This window comes from Legionella antarctica (assembly GCF_011764505.1).
Classification (GTDB): Bacteria; Pseudomonadota; Gammaproteobacteria; order Legionellales; family Legionellaceae; genus Legionella; species Legionella antarctica.
In genome coordinates this window covers 3,454,073-3,476,650 of sequence record NZ_AP022839.1, presented here as the reverse complement: position 1 = coordinate 3,476,650, position 22,578 = coordinate 3,454,073, and the positions used below count along the sequence as shown (strand labels likewise).

Here is a 22,578-nt window from a genome sequence, read left to right as displayed (position 1 = left end):
CAGTGGGAGATACTATGAGACAAAAAATAGTTGCTGGTAATTGGAAAATGAATGGCCAAACTCAGCAAGTGATTCATTTAACCAATCAGTTAAAAGAGTTAATTGACGTAGATACAACTACTCAGGTTGTAGTGATGCCACCTGCTATCTATCTCCCTTTAGCCGTTGAGTTGTTAAGTAACAGCAGAATAGCTTTGGGCGCACAAAATGTGTTTCCAAAAGATGAGGGAGCTTATACAGGAGAGCTTTCTGGACTTATGCTAAAAGAGTTTAATTGTTCTTATGTTTTGGTAGGACATTCTGAACGGAGACAATATTTTCATGAAGATGAAAATTTTGTCGCACAAAAATTCCACCATGTAAAAGATCATGGTATGATACCCGTTCTATGTGTTGGTGAAACACTTATTGAGCGAGAAAAAAGACAAACAGAGCAAGTAATTGCCAAGCAGCTACTCGCAGTGAGTGAAAAAAGTAAAGAATGTTTTCACAAATGTGTTGTTGCATATGAGCCTGTTTGGGCAATAGGTACTGGAAAAACCGCCTCACCAGAACAAGCACAAGAAGTACATCAGTTCATTAGAGAGCTGGTAGCTGATATAAATAATAGTGATGCTGAGCGTTTACCACTTCTTTATGGAGGCAGTGTAAACGAAAATAATGCCAGGGCATTATTTGCCATGCCGGATATTGATGGTGGTTTGGTAGGGGGCGCATCGTTGAACGCTAAACAGTTTGTGGAAATTGTGAAATGTATCAATTGATATTAATGATTCATGTGGTGATCGCCGTGGTCTTAATCGGACTGGTGCTCATGCAGCATGGTAAAGGCGCTGATATTGGCGCAGCCTTTGGTTCGGGTGCTTCAAATACTTTATTTGGCAGTCAGGGAACAGGAGGCTTTTTATTTAAATTAACCGGTGGTTTGGCGATGACATTTTTTGTCACGAGTTTAATGCTGTCTTACTTGGTCTCGATCCAGTATCAAAAAACAGAGCAACATGCTATACCTCAGCAAACCAATGTTCCTGTGAACTCTGTTCCGGTACCGGTTGAAAATAGTAAAAGTGAAAAGCAATAAATGTAAATAAGCATTAGATTTTGTGCATTTTCTCAAGATGTAGAAAAAATATTGTTTATAAAAATATGCCGAAGTGGTGGAATTGGTAGACACGCCGTCTTGAGGGGCCGGTGGCGTAAAGCTGTGCCGGTTCGAGTCCGGCCTTCGGCACCATTTAATCCGAGCAAGGTGAACTGATGCTATCTCAATATTTACCCATTCTCGTTTTCATTATCATTGGACTGATTATAGGCATGGTTATGCTGGGCGCAGGCTCGTTATTTTCGAAGCACAGTCCAGACAGTGCTAAGAACGCACCTTACGAATGTGGCTTCGGCGCGTTTGAAAGTTCGCGTATGCCTTTTGATGTTCGATTTTATTTGGTTGCGATATTATTTATTATTTTTGATTTGGAAACGGCTTTCTTTTTTCCATGGGCTTTAGCATTACGCAAAATCGGCTGGTTTGGTTTTTCCGCCATGATGTTATTTCTTGGATTATTGGTTATCGGTTTTATTTATGAATGGAAACGAGGCGCATTGGAGTGGGAATAATCCATCTCGTTATAGTCAAGAAATCCCATGGGGTTTCTTTTATTAATATTTAACTGCATAGAGGCTTGCTATGGCGGTTGCAGAATTGCAAGAAAATGGTTTTTTAACGACTACGGTCGATAAACTTGTTGGATGGGCACGTAGTGGTTCTATGTGGCCTATGACCTTTGGTTTAGCATGTTGTGCAGTAGAAATGATGCATGTTGGTGCTGCGCGTTATGATTTGGATAGATTTGGCATTATTTTTCGTCCTAGCCCACGTCAATCTGATGTGATGATTGTTGCGGGCACTTTATGCAACAAAATGGCTCCACCATTGCGTAAAGTATACGATCAGATGCCTGAACCACGCTGGGTTATTTCTATGGGATCTTGCGCCAACGGCGGTGGATATTATCATTACTCCTATTCAGTTGTTAGGGGCTGTGATCGTATCGTACCGGTAGATATCTATGTGCCAGGCTGTCCTCCGACGGCTGAAGCGTTACTCTATGGTATCATTCAGTTGCAGAATAAAATCAAGCGTAAAAATATATTAGAAGCCTAGTGCGCTTAAATTAAGAGGGTAGATTCATTGAGTCTTGGATATAATGCATGGGATCAATGAGTCAATTTACGGCTTAAGTGTTATAGGGTCATGAAAGGTAAAAATTAGATGACTAAAAACGATCATTTGGTTGAACAGCTCAAGTCTGAATTAGCAAGTCATATTACTGATCTGAACTTGGCTTACGGTGAGTTGACGATAGAATGTCAGGCCCAAAACCTTAAATCACTAATGCTTGAATTGCGCGATCAGGAATTATTTTCCTTCGATCAGCTTATAGACCTTTGTGGCGTGGATTACTTCTCCTATGGTGAGTATGACTGGGAAACGGAGTCTGCGACCGAGAGCGGTTTTTCCCGCGGTGTAGAGCGTCAACAAGCAAAAGCTTATGCTATGGATAAACCTCGTTTTGCAGTGGTCTATCATTTACTTTCGACTAAAAAAAATCACCGGTTACGGGTTAAGTTATTTATTGATGAAGCACATCTAATTGTTCCATCTGTGCATGATTTATGGAAAGGTGCTAATTGGTTCGAACGAGAGGCTTACGATTTATATGGCATCCTGTTTAATGGACATCCTGATTTAAGACGCATCTTAACTGATTATGGCTTTATAGGGCATCCATTTCGAAAAGACTTTCCTCTCAGCGGTCACGTTGAAATGCGCTACGATGCAAAATTACAAAAAGTAATTTATGTACCCGTAGACATTGTGCCCAGAATACTTGTACCCAAGGTTATTCGTAATGATAACCGCTATATAGGTAATGAGGGTGGCGAATAATGATTGAATTAAAGAATTATACTTTAAATTTTGGACCTCAACATCCTGCTGCGCATGGCGTGTTGCGATTAGTATTGGAACTTGAAGGGGAAACAATAGTTCGTGCTGATCCTCATATAGGTCTGCTTCATAGAGCTACAGAAAAATTAGCTGAAACAAAACCATACATACAAAGTATTGGTTATATGGACCGATTGGATTACGTATCCATGATGTGTAATGAACATGCTTATGTAAGAGCTATTGAAAAGTTTCTAGATGTTGAAGTACCGCTGCGTGCCCAGTATATTCGTACCATGTTTGATGAAGTAACCCGCATCCTTAATCATCTGCTTTGGCTAGGAGCCATAGCTCTTGATATAGGTGCTATGACTGTTTTTTTATATTGTTTCAGAGAAAGAGAGGACTTGTTCGATTGTTATGAAGCTGTATCAGGTGCTCGCATGCATGCCACCTATTACAGGCCTGGCGGAGTAGCAAGAGATCTTCCGGACACCATGCCTCAATATAAGGCATCCAGATGGCATAGCGATCGTGAAGTCGAGAATATGAACTCCACCAGACAAGGTAGCTTACTGGATTTTCTTTCTGCATTTACAGATCGATTTCCACACTGTGTGGATGAGTACGAAGCACTCCTAACGGATAATAGAATTTGGAAACAACGAACTGTTGATATCGGTATAGTATCTCCTGAAGATGCTTTGCAATGGGGATTTACAGGCCCCATGCTTAGAGGTTCTGGTATCGCATGGGACTTACGCAAAAAACAAAGCTATGCTGCCTATGATAAAGTTGAGTTTGATGTTCCTGTTGGTAAAACTGGAGATTGTTATGATCGCTACCTGGTTCGAGTAGAAGAGCTCAGGCAATCAAATCGCATCATCAAACAATGTATCGAGTGGTTAAGAAATAATCCTGGCCCAGTACGGGTTGATGATAATAAAATTACCCCACCACGTCGGGTAGTTATGAAACATGATATGGAAGCATTAATCCATCATTTTAAATTATTTACAGAAGGGTTTTGTTTGCCACGTGGGGATGTATACGCTGCTGTAGAAGCGCCTAAAGGTGAATTCGGTATTTACATGATTTCAGACGGTGCAAATAAACCATATCGACTGAAAATTCGTGCCCCAGGATTTGCCCACTTGTCCAGCTTTGATGAAATGGTAAAAGGTCATATGCTCGCTGATGGAGTAGCAATTTTAGCAAGTCAGGATATCGTGTTTGGTGAGATAGATCGTTAATTTAATCAATCTAGTGCGATTAACTGCGCTAATAATAACGAGATAAAGGTTAAGAAATGTCTGAGAATTCAGCGAAAATATTACATCAATTCGTGTCTGTAAAAAGAATGCACGAGATTAATCAGTGGATAGCCAAATATCCCGCCGATCAAAAACAATCAGCGGTAATGAGTGCGCTACGAATTGTCCAGGAAGAACATGGTCATTTGACAACAGTATTAATGGATGCAGTAGCTGAATATTTGGATATGGCCCCAATTGCGGTTTATGAAGTAGCCAGCTTTTATACAATGTATGAGCATAAGCCTATTGGTAAACATTTAGTTAACGTCTGCACCAATATTTCCTGTCTTTTAAGGAATTCTGCAGGCGTGGTAACTCATCTAGAGAAAAAATTAGGTATTAAATTAGGTGAAACAACCAATGATGGTCGCTTTACTTTAAGATCCGTTGAGTGTTTAGGTGCCTGTGCCAACGCGCCAATGATGCAGGTGGATAAGGATTATCATGAAAATCTTACTGCCGAATCAATAGATACGGTATTAGAACAGTACGAATAAGATAGAGGTAGTTGCCATGGTTGAATTAAATCAAGTTTGTTACCGCACGGCTCATTTATCCGAGCCCTGGACTCTATCTGCTTATGAAAGTATTGGTGGATATAGCGCCTGGCGTAAAATACTAGGAGAGCAAACATCGCCCCAGCACATTATCGACGAATTGAAAACATCTGCTTTACGGGGGCGGGGTGGAGCAGGATTTCCTACCGGTCTTAAATGGAGTTTTATGAATCGTAATTCTCCCGTACAGAAATATGTAGTGTGCAATTCAGATGAGGGTGAGCCAGGTACTTGCAAAGACAGAGAAATATTGACTATTAACCCGCACCAGCTTATTGAGGGTATGGCTATAGCTGGATATGTAATGGGGGCAAATGTTGGATACAACTACATCCGTGGTGAATTTTGGTTGCCATTTGAACGTACTGAAGCTGCTTTGAAAGAAGCATATCAAGCAGGACTCCTGGGTAAAGATATACTAAAATCGGGTATTGATTTTGATCTATACAACCACTTGGGTGCAGGGGCCTATATTTGTGGAGAAGAGACAGCACTTCTTAACTCCCTGGAAGGTAAAAAAGGACAGCCACGATTTAAACCACCGTTTCCCGCTAATTATGGCTTATATGGGAAGCCTACCACCATCAATAATACCGAAACTTTTGCCTCTGTTCCTGTCATTCTGGAAAAGGGTGGCGAGTGGTTTTTAAAGTTAGGAAAGCCGAATAATGGTGGCACCAAGTGTTTTAGTGTGAGCGGTCATATCAATAAACCCGGTAACTTTGAAATTCCATTAGGTACACCCTTTAAAACATTGCTCGAATTAGCAGGTGGGGTGACGCAAAATCGAAAAATAAAAGCTGTAATTCCAGGTGGAACATCGATGCCTGTATTGCCTGGTGAGGTAATGATGGGATTAGATATGGATTATGACAGCATCCAGAAAGCAGGATCAGGCCTTGGTTCTGGAGCCGTAATTATTATGGATGAAACCACGTGTATGGTCACTGCCTTACATCGTATTTCCGAGTTTTATATGGACGAATCTTGCGGTCAATGCACTCCATGCCGTGAAGGTACTGGCTGGATGGTAAAGCTATTGCATCGGATTATACATGGCCATGGAGAGCCTGGAGATATAGAAAAGTTAGTCAATGTCGCTGATAATATCGAAGGGCGTACGATATGCGCATTAGGAGAAGCAGCCGCTTGGCCTGTGCAAAGTTTCGTGAAGCATTTTTATAATGAATTTGATTATTTTATTACGCATAAACGCTCGGTCGTTGCAGCATAATTTAGAAGGTTAGACCATGGCTACTATTGAAATCGACGGTAAAACATTTGAAGTAGAAAACGGTAAAATGATTATTGAGGTTGCGGATGAGGCAGGTATATACATCCCTCGCTTTTGTTACCATAAAAAACTGTCTGTTGCGGCAAACTGTCGGATGTGCTTGGTTGAAGTAGAAAATGGTAGAAAGCCTGTTCCAGCTTGTGCAACACCAATAACTAATGGGATGAAGGTATTTACCAAATCGGAAGAGGCTTTGCACTCTCAAAAAGTCGTTATGGAGTTTTTACTGATTAATCACCCCCTGGATTGTCCTATATGCGATCAGGGCGGTGAGTGTGAGTTACAAGATATTTCTATGGGTTTTGGAGCGGATCAATCAGAGTACACAGAGGCCAAACGTTCTGTCGAAGATGATGATTTGGGTGTTCTGATATCTACTGAGATGACCCGATGCATTCACTGTACACGTTGTGTTCGTTTTGGCGAAGAGGTTGCCGGTGTCAGAGAGTTAGGTGCAACTGGTCGTGGCGAGCACATGCAGATTGGCACCTTTGTTAAACACAGTATGACTTCAGAAGTTTCAGGAAACATTATTGACCTATGCCCTGTAGGTGCATTGACATCAAAACCCTATCGATTTACCGCCCGATCATGGGAAATGACCCAGCATGATGGTGTGGCTCCCCATGATTGTTTGGGATCAAACATTTATTTACATACTAGAAATAATGAATTGATGAGGGCTGTACCCAAAGAAAACGAGTCTATTAATGAAACCTGGATATCTGATCGAGACAGATTCAGCTATCTCGGACTAAAAAGTCCATCTCGCGCAGGCAAGCCAAAAATTAAGCGTGATGGTCAATGGGAGACTGTTGATTGGGAAACTGCATTAAAGTTTGCTGCAGAAGGAATGAGTCGAATTATTAAGCAAAATGGTCCGGATCAAATGGCCGCTTTTGCCTCAAGCTCTTCGACTTTAGAAGAACTGTATTTATTACAAAAATTAATGCGTGAAATTGGGGTACAGAACCTGGATCATCGATTGCATCAAACTGATTTCAGGGATCAACACAATCAAACGACAACTCCTGAAAGTTCTCTGGCATATGCTGAAATAGAACATCAAAATTCAATTGTCCTTATAGGCTGTAACATTGATAGAGAAGTACCTCTGGCGGGCGTGAGAGTACGCAAAGCGTTCCGTAATGGAGCAAAAATATATGCTGTAAATCCAGTTGATTTTGATTATCGATTTGAACTTACAGGAAATAGTATTGTATCCCCTTTGGAAATGCCGATGCAGTTAGCCAAATTGACTTTAGCATTAGCAAATGATGTTAATAAATTGCCAGAAGATGTTCAAAAGTTGCTGGTGGGACTCGAAGTAGATAATACAACAAAGCATGCAGCTAAAGCACTAAAAGAAGATAAGGCTTGCCTCATTACGGGTGCACTCTGCGAGAACCATCCCGAAGCTTCTTTAATGAGAACTTTAGTGTTTTTGATTCAAAAATTAAGTGGCGCAAAAGTGCTCAGGCTAACAAATGGTTCAAATACAGCTGGTGCATGGATGGCTGGAATGTTACCTCACCGAACTGCTGCAGGTAAATCTGTTTCAGAGCCAGGTCTTGATGTCCAGGAATCGCTAGATGCAAAACTGAAAGGCTATTTGTTAATGGCAGTAGAGCCAGGGTATGACTTTGCTAATCCCTACGGTGCTCGACAGTCTATGCTTGCAGCAGAGTTTGTAGTGATGCTATCTGCTTATAATCATGAATCAATCCTGGATTACGCCGATGTCATTTTACCAATAGCCCCATATGCAGAAACCTCAGGTACCTATATTAATGTAGATAATACCTGGCAAACCGTAAAAGGTGCATTATTGCCATATGAAGAAGCTCGTCCTGCATGGAAAATATTAAGGGTTCTGGGTAATTTATTACATTGTAAAAATTTTGAATATACATCAACTGAAGAAATTCTGGCAGAAGTCAAAACCAGTGCTTCTATGAATATGGAACAGGAATACACGCCTTACTATCCAGAGTCTCTACCCGTTATAAATCAATCATTAGTTCGAGTTGGCGAGTGGCCGCTGTACCGTATCGATGCTATTGTAAGAAATGCTATGGAGTTGCAGTTATGTGCTGCTTCTGAATCAGCATGTATACGTATTCATCCTGCAACTGCAGATAGATTGAAATTAGAAGAAATTGCCACTGTATCTCAGGGTGATATTGAGATAACATTGCCGCTTAAACGTGACGAGCGCATTGCGGCTGATGTGGTCTGGGTAGCAAATGCAATGCCGGAGACAGTTGACTTAGGCCATTCATTTGCTGCAATAACTATTAAGCGCTAGACAGGTAAAGAAATGCTTCAAAATATTAGCATATTAGTTTGGATTATCCTTAAGATACTCGCGATAGTAGTTCCATTACTGCTTTGCGTTGCTTATCTAACTTATGCAGAACGAAAAGTTATTGGATACATTCAAGTTCGAATTGGGCCAAATCGAGTTGGCTTTAAAGGTTTACTCCAGCCTTTTGCAGATTTGATTAAATTAATTTCTAAAGAAATAATAATTCCAACCAAATCAAACAAGTACCTTTTTGTTATAGCGCCCCTTTGCGCTTTAGCGCCCTCATTGGCAGGTTGGGCAGTGATTCCCTTCGATGAAGGCTTGGTACTGGCCAACATTAACGCCGGTGTTTTGTATGCATTTGCTATGAGTTCTCTAGGTGTCTATGGCGTCTTGATTGCAGGATGGGCATCTAATTCAAAGTACGCCATGTTTGGTGCGCTTAGAAGTGCAGCTCAAACGGTATCTTATGAAATTGCAATGGGTTTTGCTTTTGTAGGTGTCCTACTAGCGGCTGGGAGCATGAACTTAACCGACATTGTCATGTCACAAAAAGGTGGAATACTACATTGGTGGTTTGTTCCTCTGTTTCCCTTATTTTTAGTATTTTGGATTGCTGGTATCGCTGAAACGAATAGAGCTCCTTTTGATTTAGCCGAAGGTGAGTCAGAAATTGTAGCTGGATTTCATGTTGAATACTCAGGAATCGGTTTTATGGTGTTTTTCATGTCCGAATACGCGAGCATGGCGCTTATCTCTACTCTGATAAGTATCTTGTTCCTGGGCGGGTGGATGTCACCTTTTGAAGGAATGCCTTTCCTGGAGAGTATATTTTTCGTAGTACCGGGCTTTGTGTGGTTACTTATAAAAATTACTTTCTTTCTTTTTGTTTATTTGTGGGTAAGAGCGACTTTTCCCCGCTATCGTTATGACCAACTGATGCGTTTGGGTTGGAAAGTACTTATCCCAGTCACCATAGTTTGGGTTATAGTAACAGCCTTAATGGTTGTAGCTCACCTGAAACCCTGGTTTTGATGGTTAATAGAGAAGCCGATGAAAAAAGTATATCAATATATAAAGCATTATGTACGCAGTTTTTTACTGCTGGAACTGTTAGCTGGCTTAAGAGTAACAGGTCGTTACTTTTTTAGAAAAAAGATAACAGTACAGTTTCCAGAAGAGCAGACTCCTCTCTCACCACGCTTTAGAGGTTTGTTGGCATTACGAAGATATCCAAATGGTGAAGAGCGTTGTATAGCCTGCAAATTATGTGAGGCTGTTTGTCCGGCATTAGCGATTACCATCGAATCTGATGAAAGGGAGGATGGATCCAGACGAACTACCCGGTATGATATTGATATGTTTAAATGTATCAATTGTGGTTTATGCGAAGAGTCTTGCCCTGTAGATTCCATCGTGGTAACCCCAATACATCATTACCATATCAGTGAACGTGGCCAGAATATAATGACCAAAGAAAAACTACTGGCCATTGGTGATATGATGGAACCAAAACTAGCAGCAGATCGCGCTGCCGATGAAAAATACCGATAACGGGGTGAGCTATGCATGAATTATTAATTCAGGTGATTTTTTACATTTTTGCAGCACTGGCAGTCGGCTCTGCTCTGATGGTCATAAGCCAAAATAATCCAGTTCGCTGTGTACTATTTCTGGTGCTTACTTTTTTTGCCAGTGCCGTATTATGGTTATTGATTGAAGCTGAGTTTCTCGCTTTAATCCTTGTCCTGGTTTACGTTGGCGCAGTAATGACATTATTTCTTTTCGTGGTCATGATGCTGGATATTGATACAGAAAGCATTAAAATGCACTTGATACGCTATTTGCCTTTTGGTTTGATTCTGGTTGCTTTATTGACGGGTTTGCTATTAGTCGCCATTCCTGCGGATTCGTTTAAGTCTAATGTTTCAGCTATGCAACAAGAGAATAACGTATCACTTTTAGCGAACTCCCAATTGTTAGATACCCCAGCGAATAAATATCCAGCCATTTCAGAGCCCCAGGTTTCGAACACTGAAGCTTTAGGTTTGGTACTTTATACAGATTATTTATTAGCATTCGAATTGGCGGCTGTTATTTTGCTGGTTTCTATAGTAGCTGCAATAACGTTGGCTCATCGTGGCTCAGTTCGCTCCAAACGACAAGATATTACGAAACAAATTATGACTCGAAGCCAAGATCGAGTTCAATTAATCAAAATGAAATCAGAGAAATAACAATTGGGGAATTCTGTATGATACCTGTTACTGACTATCTGATATTAGGTGCGATTCTATTTGGTTTGAGCCTTGTAGGAATTATGCTAAATCGCAAAAATATCATTTTACTTCTGGTGTGCGTGGAATTAATGCTGTTGGCAGTTAACACAAATTTCGTGACCTTTTCACATTATTACAATGATCTGAGTGGGCAGGTTTTTGTTTTTTATATTTTAACAGTTGCTGCCGCTGAGGCAGCAATAGGTTTGGCCATAGTTATGTTGCTATACAGAAATCGTGGCAATATTGATGTAGATAAGATGAATCATTTAAAAGGTTAAAATCGTGAGTATATTACAACTTTGTCTAATAATTGTTTTAGCTCCCTTGATTGGATCAGTTATTGCTGGTTTTTTTCGCAATCAAATAGGTCGGGTTGGGGCCCATTCGGTAACCATTACTGGGGTTGCTATCTCTTTAATGCTATCAGTCTATATTGCTTATGAGTTATTTTCAGGCTCAATTTCATCAACAAGCGTATTGTTTTACCAATGGGCTACTGGGGGATTATTGATTCCTTATGAGTTTAATTTAGGTTTTTTAATTGATCCTCTAAGTGTCGTCATGCTCATTACAGTAAATTTCGTATCCTTGTTGGTACACATATACAGTATTGGCTATATGGCGGATGATGATGGCTATCAACGTTTCTTTAGCTATATTTCTTTATTTACCTTCATGATGCTTATGCTTGTCACCGCTAATAATTTTCTGCAATTATTTTTTGGGTGGGAAGGTGTTGGTCTCGTATCATACTTGCTCATCGGATTCTGGTTTCAAAAAGAGTCTGCACTTGAGGGAAGTTTAAAAGCATTTTTGGTTAATAGAGTCGGTGATTTTGGTTTCGTTTTAGGAATAGCTTTAGTTTTTGCATACACCGGTAGTCTTGACTATGCGACTGTATTTAAAAGTGCAAGTTATCTTGCCAGTCAAAATATAGAGTTATTCTCAGGTCATCCCTGGTCAGTGATTACAGTCACCTGCCTGCTACTCTATGTTGGCGCAATGGGCAAGTCAGCACAAATTCCTTTGCACGTGTGGTTGCCTGAGTCAATGGAAGGTCCCACACCTATCTCGGCTTTAATCCATGCAGCTACGATGGTTACAGCAGGTGTTTTCATGATTGCTCGTATTTCTCCATTAATAGAGCTGTCAACTACTGCTCTGACAGTTGTATTGGTCATAGGAGCAACGGGAGCGCTATTCACTGGTATTTTAGCTCTGGTAATGAATGATATAAAAAGGGTAGTTGCATATTCCACATTATCTCAATTAGGCTATATGATGGTTGCGATGGGCGCATCAGCGTATAGTGCAGGAATGTTTCATCTGCTGACGCACGCTTGTTTTAAAGCTTTATTATTCCTTGGAGCCGGCTCTGTTATCATCGGTATGCATCATGAACAGGATATGCGCAAAATGGGTGGCTTATGGAATAAAATGCCAATTACCTACATAACCTTTGTTATTGGTAGTTTAGCTCTATGTGCATTCCCGCCGTTTGCCGGATTTTATTCTAAAGATACTATTATCGAGGCAACTCAATTGTCCCAGATTCCCGGTAGCAGTTATGCCTATTTTTGTGTTACTGCTGGTGCTATGGTTACCGCACTATATACATTCAGATCTTTATTCATGACTTTTCATGGTAAACCTCGTATGGATGAGCATACTCTAAGCCATGTTCACGAGTCTCCATGGGTAGTGTGGCTTCCTTTGGTGCTACTTGCCATTCCTTCTGTTATTCTAGGGTACATACTTTATATGCCTATCTTGTTTGACACCCCCAGTTTGCTGAGCTCATCACTGTTTATCCTTCCTGAACATAATGTCCTGGCTGAACTTGCTCATGAAGTGACCTCTCCATTCGCAACCATGATTCATTCTATATATTCATTAACTCTATGGGTTACTATTGCTGGTGCGGTTATAGCCTGGATTTGTTATATTGCCATCCCAACAATCCCTTCGTATTTAGTTCGTTACTTCTCATTAATTTATAGTATTTTGATCAACAAATATGGATTCGATCGTTTTAATAATTTGGTTTTCGTAAAAGGGCTCAAAGGTATGGGTCGATTTTTTTACAATATCGGCGATCAAAAATTAATTGATGGCTTTGTAGTAAATGGTAGTGGGCGTCTGGTTAGATGGTTTTCATCAAAGGGTCGTACCATACAAAGTGGCTATCTATATCATTATGCGACAGTAATGATATTTGGATTATTAGGTTTTCTGTGCTGGTTGATACTGGGCTAAAGATAAGGTGAGGTTATGCATCATTTGCTCAATTTGTTAATTTGGTTGCCAATTATAGGTGGTGTTTTTGTACTCCTGACTGGAGACGATAGCAATCCTAATATTTCGCGTTACTTATCATTATTTACGGTATTACTCTGTTTATTACTTTGCGTTCCACTGATCGGGGGTTTTGATCTCCAAACATTCAGCATGCAATATTTAGAAGAGATTCCCTGGATGCCAGCGCTGGGTATTAATTACAGTCTTGGGATTGATGGGTTATCGCTGTTACTCATTGTTTTAAGTATTTTTACTAACTTGATCGTAATCCTTTCAACCTGGGACAGTATAAACAACAGGGTTGCCCAATATCTGTCTGCATTTTTAATCATGCAGGGACTATTGGTAGGCGTATTCTCCGCTATGGACGCAATTTTGTTTTATATCTTCTGGGAGGCCACCTTAATTCCAATGTACCTAATCATTGGTATTTGGGGATCAGAAAATCGTGTTTATGCTGCAATAAAATTTTTCCTTTATACATTTTTAGGTTCTGTTTTGATGTTGGCAAGTTTCCTTTATATGGGGTATATCGCAGGATCATTTAAAATTGAAACATTTTACGCTATTAAATTGACTATGACGGCACAAACATTGATTTTTATTGCATTTTTCCTTGGATTCGCGATAAAAATTCCTATGTTTCCCGTACATACATGGTTGCCCGATGCTCACACCGAAGCTCCGGCGGGAGGCTCAGTTATTCTTGCTGCAATTTTGCTAAAGCTTGGAGCGTACGGATTTATTCGCTTTTCGCTTCCCATTGTTCCTGATGCGTGTAGTAAATATGCGGTGTTAATGGTTGCCTTATCGTTAATTGCAGTAGTCTATATTGGCTTAATAGCAATTATTCAGAAAGATATGAAAAGGTTGATTGCGTACTCTTCAATTTCACATATGGGTTTTGTAACCTTAGGTTGCTTTGCGATATTTGCCATCGCAAAGCAAAGCGGTTTAAGTAGTGCCGGGTTGGTATTGGAAGGTGCTATCGTGGTTATGATCTCCCATGCCTTTGTGTCCAGCGCCATGTTTGCCGGGGTTGGTTTTATTTATGATCGCATGCACACCCGCCGGCTAGCAGATTTTGGTGGAATTGTGAATACCATGCCAATATTTGCTTCCTTTTTTATGTTGTTTGCTATGGCGAACGCCGGTTTACCTGGCACTTCAGGGTTTGTTGGTGAGTTTATGGTTATTTTGGGGAGTATCAAGGCCGGGTTCTGGATAGCTTTTTGGGCAGCTTCAACCTTAATTATCGGCGCAGCTTATACGCTTTGGATGTACAAGCGCGTAATTTTCGGACCAATTGCCAATGATAAAGTGGCTGACTTAAAAGATATCTCGGGTTTTGAGTTAAGTGCTTATGTATTGCTTGCCCTGATGGTCATCGCTATGGGTGTTTATCCAAAGCCAATGCTTGAGTATGTTCATCAAACAGTAAGTCATACATTAGCATTAGCTGATAAATCAAAATTGTAACATTGCAAGGTTAATCATTATGATCGCATTACTTGAAAACATACACTTAGCATTTCCTGAAATGATTGTGCTTGCCACGGCATGCCTTGCATTGCTTACGGATTTGTTTTTCCGTCACAAATATAAATCTTTACCTTTTTTTGTAGCATGTATTGGTCTGATTTTAGCTGCCTGTGTGAGTTATTTATATATAGGTAGTTTTAAAGTAATTATTTTTAGCGGTTTATTTATTAGTGATGATGTAGCACATCTAATGAAGTTCTTTGTTTATATTACGGTGCTGCTCAGTTTTATCTATTCACGGAATTACATAGACGAGCGTCAAATGCCAAGTGGTGATTACTATGTTCTTGGTCTTTTTTCTACATTAGGTATGATGATTCTCATCTCTGCACATTCTTTGTTAACGGTGTATCTTGGTTTGGAGCTAATGTCATTACCTCTATATGCTATGACTGCAATCAGGCGCACAGATAGTGACGCATCGGAAGCTGCAATGAAGTATTTTGTTATGGGTGCTATCGCTTCAGGTATGCTTCTGTATGGCATGTCATTGGTATATGGTGCTACTGGAAAACTTAATTTATTAGATATTGCGAATGTCATTGCAACTACTGGTCAACAACAAAATTTACTGTTGGCCTTTGCCGTTGTATTTATTCTCGCCGGCGTTGGATTCAAATTAGCCGCTGTTCCTTTTCACATGTGGGCGCCTGATGTATACCAAGGCGCACCAAACTCCGTTACGTTATTTATTAGTACTGCACCTAAAATTGCAGCTTTAGCAATGGCATTGAGGCTGCTCACCATTGGTTTGATAGATATAAATGTGCAGTGGCAACAAATCATTCTAATTATGGCTCTACTGTCTGCCGGTATTGGTAATCTGCTCGCTGTGATTCAATCCAAAATTAAGCGTCTATTTGCTTATTCAGCAATCGCCCACATGGGTTATGCATTGTTTGGAATTTTAGCGGCTACTCCTGAAGGATATTCTGCTGCCTTATATTATATTGTAGTCTATTCCCTTATGTCTGCTGCGGGTTTTGGACTGATAGTTTTAATGTCAAATCATGGTATGGAAATAGACAGTGTTGACGATTTGAAAGGCCTTAACAAGAGAAGTCCCTGGTTGGCTTTTCTAATGCTCGTTGTGATGTTTTCTATGGCCGGTGTTCCACCAACGGTTGGATTTTTTACCAAACTATTGGTACTTAAGGCATTGGTTGATGTTCAGATGACATGGGTGGCAATTTTGGGATTATTATTTACTGTTGTAGGTGCGTATTATTATTTACGATTAGTAAAAATAATGTATTTTGACCAACCTATGAATTCAGATCCGGTTGTTATTGGCAAGGGTAATAATTTGTTCTATTCACTTAACTGCCTTTCATTACTGTACTTAGGACTTTTTCCTGGTGCTTTAATTGCTACCTGTATTAATGCTTTTGTTAATTAATTCATAAACTTTGTCAAAAGTGCTTGCTAAGATCAACAAGTCCCAGTATACTTCCTCTCAGTTGACGCGGGGTGGAGCAGCCTGGTAGCTCGTCGGGCTCATAACCCGAAGGTCGTAGGTTCAAATCCTGCCCCCGCTACCACTTTATTAGAACCCCATTTATGGGGTTTTTTATTATGTTTAATAGGGTATTGTGCTAATCTAAGTCAGTTAACAGACTTGGGCGTGTACGCCCTTTTTTTGTTTGTTATTATTATGATGCAAGATGAACTAGTACAATTACTTTCTCCCACTATTATTGATATGGGATATGAACTCTGGGGGTGTGAATATCTTTCCCAGGGTAAGCACTCGCTATTAAGAATCTATATAGATAAAGCAGATGGAATCGGGATTGAAGACTGTCAAGAAGTGAGCAAAGCAGTCAGTGCCTTACTCGATGTAGAAGATCCAATTCCAGGTAACTATAGTTTAGAAATATCATCTCCAGGTATACCCAGGCCCTTGTTTAGCTATTTGCAGTATCAACGTTATGTAGGGGATTCCATTCAGGTGAAAACTTTTAAACCAGTAAATGGTAAACGAAAAGTGTATGGTATTATTGTATCAGCAACAGAGAGTGCGGTTGTACTGGATATAAATAATGAACATCATGAACTACTTTTTTCAAATATTGTGAAAGCAAATTTGACAGTCTAGAGAGGCGAACAATGACCAAAGAATTGTTATTAGTTGCTGAAGCGTTATCAAACGAAAGAGGCGTTAGTAAAGAAGTTATTATACTTGCCATTCAGGCCGCATTGGAGTCTGCAACCCGGAAGATGTTTGGATTAGATATAGGTGTAAGGATCAAGCTCGACCCTCGTACTGGAGAGTATGAAACTTTTAGATACTGGGATGTTGTCGATGAAGAGGAACTGGAGAATTCAGAAGCGCAATTATCATTAGAACAAGCTAAAGAGCGAAATCCATCGGTAACTATTGGTGGGCGAATTGAAGAGCTTATTCCCTCTATAGAATTTGGCAGAATTGAAGCGCAAACTGCTCGCCAAGTCATTATGCAAAAAGTCAGAGAAGCTGAGCGTGATTTAGTTATCGATCAGTTCCGTAACAAGCTGTGTCAATTGGTATATGGTACAGTTAAAAAAGTAACTCGAGATAATATAATTATTGATTTGGGTGGAAAGGCAGAAGCATTTTTACCTCGGTCTGAAATGCTGCCTCATGAAATGTTTAGACCAAATGATAGAGTACGTGCTTATTTATATGAAATTTCACCTCAGACTCGTGGTCCTCAACTTTTTGTCAGCCGTACACGAAACGAGATGCTAATCGAGCTATTTCGTATCGAGGTTCCTGAAATTGGCGAAAATATTATCGATGTGAAGGCAGCTGCTCGCGATCCTGGTAACAGGGCAAAAATAGCCGTTAAAACTAACGATGGACGAATTGATCCTATCGGTGCCTGTGTTGGTATGCGTGGTGCACGTGTGCAGGCAGTTTCAAGCGAACTTGGCGGGGAACGTGTTGATATTATTTTGTGGGATGATAATCCTGCACAGTTAGTAATCAATGCTATGGCTCCAGCAGACATATCATCTATCGTTGTGGACGAAGACAGTCACACAATGGATTTGGCTGTTGAAAAAGATCAGCTATCTCAAGCTATTGGACGAAATGGGCAAAATGTAAGATTAGCCAGCCAGTTAACCGGATGGACTCTGAATGTGATGACCGTTGAAGAGTTTGAAAATAAAAATCAGGAAGAATCTGGTAAAATAGTGAACCTGTTTACTTCGGCGCTTGAAATTGATGAAGAAATTGCAGCATTGCTAGTAGCCCATGGATTTTCTACTCTTGAAGAAGTAGCTTATGTGCCTAAAGAAGAGCTGCTCGCTATAGAAGAGTTTGACGAAGAAATTATTGAAGAACTGAGAAACCGAGCGAATGATACCTTGCTTACCATGGCGCTTACATCTGGAAAGGGATTATCCGGTTCTCCAGATGATTCACTTCTGACGATGGAAGGAATGACTGATGATCTTGCTAATAAATTAGCAAGTAAAGGCATTACTTCGATGGAAGAGTTAGCAGAGCAATCTGTAGATGAATTATTAGAAATTGAAGGTATCACTGAAGAAAGGGCCGGTGCTTTAATTATGAAAGCAAGAGAGCCTTGGTTTATTTAAAACCTAGGTTTTTGATAATATACACACCAATGTGGTGCTTGTAGAAATAGAATATATGCAGTTTTATAAGAAATTGCTGAAAGGGGATTAAAATATGGCGGATGTGACGGTTAAACAATTAGCTCAAGTCGTTGGTATTCCGGTTGAACGCTTATTGAACCAGTTACAGGAAGCAGGGTTGTCTTTCACTGATGATCAACAGACAGTGAATGAAGATCAAAAGCGAATTTTACTCAGTCATTTAAAGGGTAGTTCTGCGCGTGATATTACCGATGCACCTGGAAGAATAACCTTAAGACGTAAAGTATCTCAGGTTACTGTTGGTCATGATGTTCACAGCGGTAAGAAAGTTAATATTGAGGTTCGCAAGAAAAAGACCTTTGTTAAACGCAGTACGGTTGTAGAACATACTGAGGTCAAAGAAGTTACAACTGACGCAGCAGATGTTCTTGCTGACGAGGAACACAATCTTACTGACAGTATTTCTGAAACATCTCCAACGGAGCAAGTGGAGAGTATTGCCGAGGCTAAAGCCCCCATTGATGAAATAATATCTGAAGTTGTGGATAGTCCAGCAGCTGAAGGGGAGCCGGTTGATCCATTAGCAATATTTTCTGATAAGGGCCCAGAAAGTTCGGCATCAGAGCCTGCTCCTGGAAGCTCAATCAAAGAAGATCCTAAACCCGGTAAAAAGAAACATACCGAGCAGGCTAAACCAGAGGCTGAGTCAACTGAGTTTAAAAAAGCCAAGAAAAAACCCAAATATCAATCTTTTAATCGTGAAGAAGACGAACAAGATGCCCATCGTCGTGGTGGACGCAGCAAATTTAAAAAACGAAAAGGATCAGACAAGTCAGATAAGTACAGAGAGGCAGAGGAATCACTAACCCATGGTTTCGCTTTACCCACTACTCCAATGATTAGAGAAGTTCTTGTTCCTGAGACAATCACAGTTGCAGATCTTGCAAAACGTATGTCAGTGAAGGTGGCTGAAGTCATTAAGGTAATGATGACTTTAGGTGCTATGGCAACTATAAATCAGGTTATTGATCAGGAAACAGCTATAATTGTTGTCGAAGAAATGGGTCATAAAGCAGTTATTATAAAAGACGATGCTATAGAGGTTGGCTTAGGGGAATCGATTTCTAAAGGAAGTACTACAGAGTCCAGGGCGCCTGTGGTCACGATCATGGGGCATGTTGACCATGGTAAAACTTCTTTATTGGACTATATTCGTCGCACCAAAGTTGCCGCAGGCGAGGCTGGTGGAATCACCCAGCATATTGGTGCCTATCATGTGAGTACTCCAAAAGGGGATATTACTTTTCTTGATACTCCAGGACACGCTGCGTTTACCGCAATGAGGGCACGTGGAGCACAGGCAACTGATATTGTTATATTGATAGTAGCATCTGACGATGGGGTCAAACCACAAACAATTGAAGCAGTACAACATGCTAAGGCAGCGAAAGTACCTATTATTGTTGCAATTAATAAAATGGATAAACCAGATGCGGATCCTGAGAAAGTCATGAATGAATTATCTGTTCATGAAGTGATCCCTGAAAGTTGGGGTGGTGATACCATGTTTATCAATATTTCAGCAAAATCTGGTATGGGTATTGATGATCTTCTTGATGCCATTTTATTGCAGTCAGAGGTATTGGAATTAACCGCATTAACCGATGGTGCAGCGAAGGGTGTGGTAATTGAGTCACGTCTGGATAAAGGTCGAGGTCCAGTTGCTACTGTATTAGTGCAGAGTGGAACCTTACGCAAAGGTGATATTTTATTAGCTGGTTTCCAATATGGTCGGGTACGGGCTTTAGTTGGAGATAATGGAGATCTGGTTGATAGTGCTGGTCCATCAATTCCTGTAGAAGTTCTTGGTTTATCTGCTATACCTCACGCAGGGGATGAAGCAGTTGTTGTTCCTGATGAGAAGAAAGCAAGAGAAGTGGCTTTATTCCGTCAAGGCAAATTCCGTGATGTTAAATTAGCCCGACGGCAAAAATCGTCTATAGAAGGCATTATGGAAAACATGACTGCCACTGAGTCTAAAGTATTGAATATTGTATTAAAAGCTGATGTTCAAGGCTCTCTGGAAGCTATTTCTGATGCATTAGTCAAATTATCAAACGACGAAGTTAATGTTGAAGTTATTTCGAACGGTGTAGGTGGCATTACAGAATCTGATGTTCACCTGGCTATTGCATCAAGTGCGATTTTAATAGGCTTTAACGTCAGAGCCGATGGTGGTGCTAAACGTCTGGCTGAACAAGAGTCGGTATCACTGCATTATTATAGTGTTATATATGACATAGTTGATCAAATTAAAGGTGCTTTAACCGGTATGCTTGCGCCTCAATTTAAAGAGCAAATTATTGGTATTGCTGAGGTTCGTGATGTGTTTAAATCTCCTAAAATTGGTTCAATTGCTGGCTGTATGGTAGTTGAAGGCTCAATTAAACGTAATAATCCTATTCGTGTCTTGCGTTCTAACGTTGTAATTTATGAAGGAACTCTGGAGTCTCTAAGACGATTTAAAGATGATGTTCTTGAAGTGCGTCAGGGATTTGAGTGCGGAATTGGGGTTAAAAACTATAACGATGTTAAACCTGGCGATTTAATAGAAGTATATGAAACAATTGAAATTAAGCGTGATTTATAAAAATGAGTAATAATTTTAAGCGTACTGATAGAATTGCTGAGATGATTCAAAGAAAATTAGCTCAGATTATTCCCCAGGAAGTAAAAGATCCCCGTTTAAATGGATTAGTTACTATTTCAGCAGTCAAGGTGGCTGCTGATTTAGGTCATGCTAAAGTGTACTTCACTGTATTTGATGAAGATAAAAAGCTGGCTGCTAATATCTTAAATGCTGCCGCAAGCTATTTACGAACCGCCTTGGCTCGTAGCATCACGTTACGCACCGTTCCACAACTGCATTTTATTTATGACGAATCAATAGAATATGGCGAGCGTTTGAGTCGTTTAATTGATGAAGTAAATTCTCCTGCTTCTGATGATAATGAAAATAATTGAAACTAAATCATCAATAAACGGAATTTTATTACTAAATAAGCCGGAGGGAATCACATCCAATGCTGCGTTACAAAAAGCAAAGCGCTTGTTTGGTGCAAAAAAAGCCGGCCATACAGGTAGCCTGGATCCGTTAGCCACTGGCATGCTACCCGTTTGCTTTGGCGAGGCAACCAAAATTTGTCAGTATTTACTTGATGCTGATAAATGTTACGAAGCCACAGGTTTATTAGGAATTAAAACCAATACGTCAGACTCCACTGGTGAGATTATGTCACAGGTTGATTCTTTTTGTATTTCGGAAGAACAGATAAATAAAATTTTGGCGAAATATCAAGGGCATATTAGACAGGTTCCTTCAATGTTTTCGGCGTTGAAACATAACGGTACTCCTTTATACCGCTACGCTAGAAAAGGAATAGAAATAGAGCGACAGGCCCGAGAAGTATTGATCAGTCAGCTGCAATTGGAAGAGTTTGATGGGAAGCATTTTTCATTAACAGTAACATGCAGTAAAGGAACGTACATCCGTAATTTGGTTGAGGATATTGGCGATGAGCTGAATGTTGGAGCACATGTGACACGATTACATAGGCTTTATACCTCGGGATTTGAACAAATGCCGATGTATACACTTGATCAAATACAAGAAATGTCATTAGCACAAAAACTTGATTGCTTGATCCCCATGGACAGAGCAGTTGATTATTTAACAATGATTATCTTATCAGAAGATGAGGTATTTACTATTCGTCAAGGCAAAGTCATTGCAAATAAGATGAATGTTGAAGTAGCAGATTGTGTTCGTCTCTATAATGAGGCGTCACAGTTTATTGGATTAGGAGAGCGGCAAACCAATGGAGATATAAAAGCAAAGCGATTGCTTGCATTCCAGGATTAAAACGGATTATTGTTTAATTTGATCTATATTTTGGAGTAAAGATGAAATTTTTTGCACAAATTAATTTCCAGTACTTGTATCGTTTTGTAGGCCTTGGTAGAATGTCCCCCTTTAAATGAATACTTAGCTTAGTTCCAGGAGTGTATAATGTCGCTAAATAGCGCGGAAAAAGCAGAAATTGTTAATGAATACAAACGTGCCGATAAAGATACTGGCTCGCCTGAAGTTCAGGTTTCTTTAATTACTGGCCGAATCAAATATTTGACTGACCATTTTAAAGAACATAAAAAAGATTTTCATTCCAGACGTGGCTTGCAAAGCCTGGTTAATAAACGTCGTAAGTTATTAAAATATTTGAAGCGGAATGATCTTCCTCGCTATCAAACATTAATTCAAAGTTTAGGATTGAGAGATTCTTATTGATTGTTGAGGTTATGGTCTCTGTAGAGACAGTTAAACATATACAGTCGTTTAAATAAAAGGCGCAGTTTTTTCTGCGCCTT

Annotated in this window: 21 protein-coding genes, 2 tRNA genes and 2 pseudogenes; all 25 read left to right on the top strand. The window is 40.0% G+C overall.

The genetic code is table 11. The features are described 5' to 3' along the window. Window positions 1–14 precede the first annotated feature (14 nt). The 25 genes and pseudogenes from tpiA to rpsO all read left to right on the top strand — a co-directional run bounded on the left by tpiA (window position 15) and on the right by rpsO (window position 22,498). Complete coding sequence (gene tpiA / locus HRS36_RS16405) at window positions 15–764, top strand: triose-phosphate isomerase (protein ID WP_173238166.1); 750 nt, start codon at window positions 15–17, stop codon at window positions 762–764. After that, window positions 752–1,081 carry a preprotein translocase subunit SecG gene (gene secG / locus HRS36_RS16400; RefSeq protein ID WP_173238165.1) on the top strand — a complete coding sequence of 110 codons (330 nt, stop codon included), beginning with the start codon at window positions 752–754 and terminating at the stop codon, window positions 1,079–1,081. Before tpiA ends, secG begins: the two co-directional genes overlap by 13 nt. Before the next feature lie 67 nt (window positions 1,082–1,148). Further along, a tRNA-Leu gene (locus HRS36_RS16395) sits at window positions 1,149–1,234 on the top strand. 23 nt (window positions 1,235–1,257) lie between these two features. Beyond that, window positions 1,258–1,614 (top strand): NADH-quinone oxidoreductase subunit A, encoded by a 357-nt coding sequence (locus HRS36_RS16390; protein WP_173238164.1) that lies wholly within the window; start codon window positions 1,258–1,260, stop codon window positions 1,612–1,614. Between the two features lie 70 nt (window positions 1,615–1,684). Next, window positions 1,685–2,161, top strand: coding sequence for a NuoB/complex I 20 kDa subunit family protein (locus tag HRS36_RS16385; protein WP_173238163.1), 477 nt, complete (start codon window positions 1,685–1,687; stop codon window positions 2,159–2,161). A gap of 108 nt (window positions 2,162–2,269) precedes the next feature. Then, on the top strand, window positions 2,270–2,947 hold the full coding sequence (locus HRS36_RS16380; protein ID WP_173238162.1) for an NADH-quinone oxidoreductase subunit C: 678 nt from the start codon (window positions 2,270–2,272) through the stop codon (window positions 2,945–2,947). Continuing rightward, a complete protein-coding gene (locus HRS36_RS16375) occupies window positions 2,947–4,200 on the top strand; it encodes an NADH-quinone oxidoreductase subunit D (protein ID WP_173238161.1) in 1,254 nt (417 codons plus the stop codon). Before HRS36_RS16380 ends, HRS36_RS16375 begins: the two co-directional genes overlap by 1 nt. Before the next feature lie 56 nt (window positions 4,201–4,256). Then, window positions 4,257–4,760, top strand: a complete 504-nt coding sequence (gene nuoE, locus HRS36_RS16370) for an NADH-quinone oxidoreductase subunit NuoE (protein ID WP_173238160.1) — start codon at window positions 4,257–4,259, stop codon at window positions 4,758–4,760. A 16-nt stretch (window positions 4,761–4,776) separates the two neighbouring features. Further along, complete coding sequence (nuoF, locus tag HRS36_RS16365; RefSeq protein ID WP_173238159.1) at window positions 4,777–6,054, top strand: NADH-quinone oxidoreductase subunit NuoF; 1,278 nt, start codon at window positions 4,777–4,779, stop codon at window positions 6,052–6,054. Window positions 6,055–6,070: 16 nt separating this feature from the next. Beyond that, the gene (gene nuoG / locus HRS36_RS16360; RefSeq protein ID WP_173238158.1) at window positions 6,071–8,422 is read left to right on the top strand and encodes an NADH-quinone oxidoreductase subunit NuoG; all 2,352 of its coding nucleotides are present in this window, start codon (window positions 6,071–6,073) and stop codon (window positions 8,420–8,422) included. 12 nt (window positions 8,423–8,434) lie between these two features. After that, window positions 8,435–9,457 (top strand): NADH-quinone oxidoreductase subunit NuoH, encoded by a 1,023-nt coding sequence (gene nuoH, locus HRS36_RS16355; protein WP_173238157.1) that lies wholly within the window; start codon window positions 8,435–8,437, stop codon window positions 9,455–9,457. An 18-nt stretch (window positions 9,458–9,475) separates the two neighbouring features. Beyond that, window positions 9,476–9,976, top strand: coding sequence for an NADH-quinone oxidoreductase subunit NuoI (nuoI, locus tag HRS36_RS16350; RefSeq protein ID WP_173238156.1), 501 nt, complete (start codon window positions 9,476–9,478; stop codon window positions 9,974–9,976). 11 nt (window positions 9,977–9,987) lie between these two features. Continuing rightward, window positions 9,988–10,659 carry an NADH-quinone oxidoreductase subunit J gene (locus tag HRS36_RS16345; protein WP_173238155.1) on the top strand — a complete coding sequence of 224 codons (672 nt, stop codon included), beginning with the start codon at window positions 9,988–9,990 and terminating at the stop codon, window positions 10,657–10,659. 17 nt (window positions 10,660–10,676) lie between these two features. Then, window positions 10,677–10,982: an NADH-quinone oxidoreductase subunit NuoK gene (gene nuoK / locus HRS36_RS16340; RefSeq protein WP_173238154.1), complete on the top strand. Its 306-nt coding sequence runs from the start codon at window positions 10,677–10,679 to the stop codon at window positions 10,980–10,982. Window positions 10,983–10,986: 4 nt separating this feature from the next. Beyond that, a complete protein-coding gene (gene nuoL, locus HRS36_RS16335) occupies window positions 10,987–12,960 on the top strand; it encodes an NADH-quinone oxidoreductase subunit L (RefSeq protein WP_173238153.1) in 1,974 nt (657 codons plus the stop codon). Between the two features lie 15 nt (window positions 12,961–12,975). Next, the gene (locus tag HRS36_RS16330; protein ID WP_173238152.1) at window positions 12,976–14,481 is read left to right on the top strand and encodes a complex I subunit 4 family protein; all 1,506 of its coding nucleotides are present in this window, start codon (window positions 12,976–12,978) and stop codon (window positions 14,479–14,481) included. A 19-nt stretch (window positions 14,482–14,500) separates the two neighbouring features. Continuing rightward, window positions 14,501–15,943, top strand: a complete 1,443-nt coding sequence (gene nuoN / locus HRS36_RS16325; protein WP_173238151.1) for an NADH-quinone oxidoreductase subunit NuoN — start codon at window positions 14,501–14,503, stop codon at window positions 15,941–15,943. Window positions 15,944–16,008: 65 nt separating this feature from the next. Continuing rightward, window positions 16,009–16,085, top strand: a tRNA-Met gene (locus tag HRS36_RS16320). Between the two features lie 113 nt (window positions 16,086–16,198). Next, the gene (gene rimP / locus HRS36_RS16315) at window positions 16,199–16,642 is read left to right on the top strand and encodes a ribosome maturation factor RimP (protein WP_173238150.1); all 444 of its coding nucleotides are present in this window, start codon (window positions 16,199–16,201) and stop codon (window positions 16,640–16,642) included. Window positions 16,643–16,653: 11 nt separating this feature from the next. Then, entirely contained in the window at window positions 16,654–18,132 is a 1,479-nt protein-coding gene (nusA, locus tag HRS36_RS16310; RefSeq protein ID WP_173238149.1) for a transcription termination factor NusA, read from the top strand. Window positions 18,133–18,226: 94 nt separating this feature from the next. Then, window positions 18,227–18,560, top strand: a pseudogene (locus tag HRS36_RS19095) (translation initiation factor IF-2 associated domain-containing protein); the annotation flags it as partial. Window positions 18,561–18,790: 230 nt separating this feature from the next. Then, window positions 18,791–20,803: pseudogene (gene infB / locus HRS36_RS16305) on the top strand (translation initiation factor IF-2); the annotation flags it as partial. 2 nt (window positions 20,804–20,805) lie between these two features. Next, entirely contained in the window at window positions 20,806–21,177 is a 372-nt protein-coding gene (gene rbfA, locus HRS36_RS16300) for a 30S ribosome-binding factor RbfA (protein WP_173238147.1), read from the top strand. After that, entirely contained in the window at window positions 21,164–22,075 is a 912-nt protein-coding gene (gene truB, locus HRS36_RS16295) for a tRNA pseudouridine(55) synthase TruB (protein WP_173238146.1), read from the top strand. Before rbfA ends, truB begins: the two co-directional genes overlap by 14 nt. Window positions 22,076–22,222: 147 nt before the next feature. Beyond that, entirely contained in the window at window positions 22,223–22,498 is a 276-nt protein-coding gene (rpsO, locus tag HRS36_RS16290) for a 30S ribosomal protein S15 (protein ID WP_173238145.1), read from the top strand. Window positions 22,499–22,578 lie beyond the last annotated feature (80 nt).

Coding starts and splice junctions, on each gene's coding strand:
- nuoE (WP_173238160.1), top strand. CDS start 4,257: ATGTCTGAGAATTCAGCGAAAATATTACATCAATTCGTGTCTGTAAAA.
- nuoF (WP_173238159.1), top strand. CDS start 4,777: ATGGTTGAATTAAATCAAGTTTGTTACCGCACGGCTCATTTATCCGAG.
- rpsO (WP_173238145.1), top strand. CDS start 22,223: ATGTCGCTAAATAGCGCGGAAAAAGCAGAAATTGTTAATGAATACAAA.
- rbfA (WP_173238147.1), top strand. CDS start 20,806: ATGAGTAATAATTTTAAGCGTACTGATAGAATTGCTGAGATGATTCAA.
- nuoH (WP_173238157.1), top strand. CDS start 8,435: ATGCTTCAAAATATTAGCATATTAGTTTGGATTATCCTTAAGATACTC.
- nuoG (WP_173238158.1), top strand. CDS start 6,071: ATGGCTACTATTGAAATCGACGGTAAAACATTTGAAGTAGAAAACGGT.
- HRS36_RS16380 (WP_173238162.1), top strand. CDS start 2,270: ATGACTAAAAACGATCATTTGGTTGAACAGCTCAAGTCTGAATTAGCA.
- HRS36_RS16390 (WP_173238164.1), top strand. CDS start 1,258: ATGCTATCTCAATATTTACCCATTCTCGTTTTCATTATCATTGGACTG.
- rimP (WP_173238150.1), top strand. CDS start 16,199: ATGATGCAAGATGAACTAGTACAATTACTTTCTCCCACTATTATTGAT.
- nuoK (WP_173238154.1), top strand. CDS start 10,677: ATGATACCTGTTACTGACTATCTGATATTAGGTGCGATTCTATTTGGT.
- nusA (WP_173238149.1), top strand. CDS start 16,654: ATGACCAAAGAATTGTTATTAGTTGCTGAAGCGTTATCAAACGAAAGA.
- tpiA (WP_173238166.1), top strand. CDS start 15: ATGAGACAAAAAATAGTTGCTGGTAATTGGAAAATGAATGGCCAAACT.
- nuoI (WP_173238156.1), top strand. CDS start 9,476: ATGAAAAAAGTATATCAATATATAAAGCATTATGTACGCAGTTTTTTA.
- nuoN (WP_173238151.1), top strand. CDS start 14,501: ATGATCGCATTACTTGAAAACATACACTTAGCATTTCCTGAAATGATT.
- HRS36_RS16375 (WP_173238161.1), top strand. CDS start 2,947: ATGATTGAATTAAAGAATTATACTTTAAATTTTGGACCTCAACATCCT.
- secG (WP_173238165.1), top strand. CDS start 752: ATGTATCAATTGATATTAATGATTCATGTGGTGATCGCCGTGGTCTTA.
- HRS36_RS16330 (WP_173238152.1), top strand. CDS start 12,976: ATGCATCATTTGCTCAATTTGTTAATTTGGTTGCCAATTATAGGTGGT.
- HRS36_RS16345 (WP_173238155.1), top strand. CDS start 9,988: ATGCATGAATTATTAATTCAGGTGATTTTTTACATTTTTGCAGCACTG.
- HRS36_RS16385 (WP_173238163.1), top strand. CDS start 1,685: ATGGCGGTTGCAGAATTGCAAGAAAATGGTTTTTTAACGACTACGGTC.
- truB (WP_173238146.1), top strand. CDS start 21,164: ATGAAAATAATTGAAACTAAATCATCAATAAACGGAATTTTATTACTA.